This window comes from Enterobacter sp. PL_is379, from assembly GCF_055817355.1.
Map to the genome: position 1 here is coordinate 1 of NZ_JBVPGT010000010.1, position 3,205 is coordinate 3,205.

Sequence of the window (3,205 nt, forward strand, 5' to 3'; positions counted from 1 at the left end):
GCGTTTACAGGGTGCGGCATTATACGCACGCCTTAGAAAGAGGCAACAAAAAAATATAATTTTTTATATACCTCCCCCCTTATATAATGTTCTTTAAGCCAAGATGCAAGTGACAACCGCACTTTTCACCACAAAAAAAACGGCTAACTTCATCGAAGTTCATAGTAAATGAATAGAAAAGAAGTGGTCATTTAACATAACACCCGTTGACCGAACCTCAGGAAAGGCTCTCAGCGCGTTTCTGCGGCCAGCCAGCCAAAAGCCATGGTTTTCCATTGCCGTATGTTACCAAATCGCCCCTGATAAGTTTTAAGCGCATGCATGGCTATGCACGGAACAACATGTACACCCATTTGATAAAGAAAAGCAGCGATACATGACAAAAGGATCTGTTTACGGGGACCAAACCCGCCCATTTCTGGCGTGATTTTTTGGACGTTAGAAATGATGTCCGGGAAGATTTTTCAGGAACATTACGACACTTGAGGGGCGCTTCGTAGGTAGCACTACCTGCGATCGCTCAAGGCCTGAAGATTGCTCCAGAAATCCTCGTCGGTTCCGAAGATAACAGCCAGCTTGGACGCTTCGACAACAGTGAGGCGCCGGCGACCGTAGACAATATCCTCAACAACCTGACAGGAAACCCCCATCATCTGCGCCAGCGCTTCATGGCTCATGTTCAGTGGCGTTAAAAATTCCTCAGTAATAACGTCACCTACGGTAACCGGAACAGCACCTGCGACAGCGGTATAGTGCGCCATAATTTCTAAACGTCCCTGTTCATAAGTCAGATCACCGGAAATGATACGGGCCTTAATCGACTCATATAACGGAGTCCCACAAGGGTCCATTCCCTCAAGTTTCAGGGAAGCTTCGGCCTTACGAAACCCTTCTGCGCGTAGTTGTGGATCAGGTTGCTTAGCCATGGGCGTTCCTTTGAGCGATAGCGAATAAGGCAGGCGTAAAGTTAGCTAACTTTACATGTCCTGCCCGCATTCTGCCGTTGTTTAGCTGTGCAGACTAATGTGTAAAGGTGGAGGAAAAATTGCAGAAAACTGTGTAATTCAAAGGGAAACAATCAGTATTTACGCCAGAAGCACCACCATCGAGCGGAGGTGGAATGTGGTTTCTCTTCTTTGTGCTCAAGACGCAACAACATGGATTTCAAATCCGCAACTTCAATACGTAAAGCGCGCAGTTCATCCAGCATAGCGTTGTTAGAATCTGTGCCATCGTAGTGTGCCACGCTGTGCCGTTCAGTTGTGCCATCATCAACTAATGCACCATAGACACGAATAAGCTCTGACGTTTCAAGCTCCCGATGCCCATTGCCATCATTTCGCCACGAAACACGGCCTGATGCCATATCACGGTAAAGCGTTCTTCTACTCTTACCGGTTAGTTTTTGTGCCTGTGACACACTGTGCCATGCCATAAGCCCCCCATAGATAAAGTGACACCAAAGAATACGGAGGAAACTCTAGCAGGGGCAGCAAGCGAAAGCACGAAGATGACGGGAACCCGTTTTTCCATAGGCTCCGCCCCCCCGGCGAGTATCACAAAAATGATACTTCAAGCCAGAAGAGGCGAAACCCGACAGGACTATAAAGATACCAGGAGTTTCCCCCTAGTTGCTCCCTCATGCGCTCTCCTGTTCCAACCTTGTCGCTTACCGGATACCTGTCCGCCTTTTTCCCTTACGGGAAGTGTGGCGCTTTCTCATAGCTCACACTGTAGGCATCTCGGTTCGATGTAGGTTGTTCGCTCCAAGCTGGGCTGTGTGCATGAACCCCCCGTTCAGCCCGACCGCTGCGCCTTTTCGGTAACTATCAACTTGAGTCCAACCCGAAAAAGCACGACAAAGCGCCAATGGCAGCAGCCACTGGTAACTGATTTAGAGGAGAGAGTCTTGAAGTTATGCGCCGGATAGGGCTAAACTGAAAGAACAAGTTTTGGTGACTGCGCTCCTCCAAGCCAGTTACCTCGGTTCAGAAACTTGCCGGTTTACTGAACCTTCAAAAAACCACCTTGCCGGGTGGTTTTTTTGTTTCCGAACCAGACTAAATCTCTCAGGCCACCCCGTCAAGAAACGCCTACAAGAACCACAGCTACCAAGCCAAAAAACACACACATCGCTCAAAAAGTAAGCAATTAGCAAGATATACAAAAATTTATATAAAAAAGCACTATCGGAACATCCTTAAAAAACTTTATACTCCAGAGTTGAAATTCTGCCGTCTCAAGGAGAGAGGGGCAGGTAATAGCAACCAACAGAGGAAATGCGTATGTGCGCTTTGAATCGACGACGACACTGATAGGAGGTGTTCATGAAACCAGTAGTATATGTTGGGGGTTCACAAAAAAGCCTAACCGGCCAAAAGGTGTTCCCAAAGAGTCTTGAAGACGAAGTGGCAGTGGAGATAAACCGCTTACAATATGGCTTGTCACCTTTGCGAAAGACCAAGGCGATGAATGGCCTCGGACAAGGTGTTATCGAGTGGGTGAAGAATGGTAAACCAGCTTACAGGATGGTTTACGTAGTAGGTAAAAAGGCAGTCTACGTACTACATGCATTCTCAAAAACGTCAGATGGCACACCAAAGTCCGAGGAGGATACAATCAAGCTAAGGTATAAGATGCTTCCAAAAGACTTCTGATAAATCAGACGGTAACCAAAGCAGTGTTCACAGCACTGCTTTTTTCACTTTCACGTCAATTGGACTCTCTTTGTCGTGAGGTCGAAATGAAACATCCATAACGAATCCAATGCGGCACAAGATCTCCAGTAGCGTATCGATGGCGAACTTTGAAAATTGACCGTTCATAAGATTACTGACTCTTGGCTGACTGACACCTAGCTTCTCTGCTGCGACACGTTGTGACCACCCCTGCTCACGGATCAACTCCGTAAGAATAATGATCAGCTTGGACTTCAGTGAAATCATATTTAGCTCAACAGCGTCCTTAGCAAAGAGTTCGTACGGTTCACTTACACGGTGAAGCATATTTGCCCTCATAAGTCCTGCGAGTGTAAAAAAGTAGATGCAGCTCAAAAAACATTCGAGCGTTTACAGGGTGCGGCATTATACGCACGCCTTAGAAAGAGGCAACAAAAAAATATAATTTTTTATATACCTCCCCCCTTATATAATGTTCTTTAAGCCAAGATGCAAGTGACAACCGCACTTTTCACCACAAAAAAAAC

4 protein-coding genes are annotated in these 3,205 nt (G+C 46.6%); 1 reads left to right on the top strand and 3 read right to left on the bottom strand.

The genetic code is table 11. From position 1 onward, the window contains the following. Window positions 1-506 precede the first annotated feature (506 nt). Window positions 507-926: a HigA family addiction module antitoxin gene (locus AC0TOY_RS00170; RefSeq protein WP_250949978.1), complete on the bottom strand. Its 420-nt coding sequence runs from the start codon at window positions 924-926 to the stop codon at window positions 507-509. A 152-nt stretch (window positions 927-1,078) separates the two neighbouring features. After that, window positions 1,079-1,435, bottom strand: a complete 357-nt coding sequence (locus AC0TOY_RS00175) for a hypothetical protein (protein WP_057696257.1) — start codon at window positions 1,433-1,435, stop codon at window positions 1,079-1,081. 892 nt (window positions 1,436-2,327) lie between these two features. On the opposite strand from AC0TOY_RS00175, the gene AC0TOY_RS00180 reads away from it, so the two are divergent. Then, the gene (locus tag AC0TOY_RS00180; protein WP_057696255.1) at window positions 2,328-2,657 is read left to right on the top strand and encodes a type II toxin-antitoxin system RelE/ParE family toxin; all 330 of its coding nucleotides are present in this window, start codon (window positions 2,328-2,330) and stop codon (window positions 2,655-2,657) included. 27 nt (window positions 2,658-2,684) lie between these two features. On the opposite strand, the gene AC0TOY_RS00185 is transcribed toward AC0TOY_RS00180, so the two are convergent. Next, entirely contained in the window at window positions 2,685-3,005 is a 321-nt protein-coding gene (locus AC0TOY_RS00185; protein ID WP_057696258.1) for a helix-turn-helix domain-containing protein, read from the bottom strand. Between the last annotated feature and the right edge of the window lie 200 nt (window positions 3,006-3,205).

Excerpts from the sequence above, each read along its gene's own strand:
- AC0TOY_RS00180 (WP_057696255.1), top strand. The coding sequence starts at position 2,328 with ATGAAACCAGTAGTATATGTTGGGGGTTCACAAAAAAGCCTAACCGGC.
- AC0TOY_RS00170 (WP_250949978.1), bottom strand. The coding sequence starts at position 926 with ATGGCTAAGCAACCTGATCCACAACTACGCGCAGAAGGGTTTCGTAAG.
- AC0TOY_RS00175 (WP_057696257.1), bottom strand. The coding sequence starts at position 1,435 with ATGGCATGGCACAGTGTGTCACAGGCACAAAAACTAACCGGTAAGAGT.
- AC0TOY_RS00185 (WP_057696258.1), bottom strand. The coding sequence starts at position 3,005 with ATGCTTCACCGTGTAAGTGAACCGTACGAACTCTTTGCTAAGGACGCT.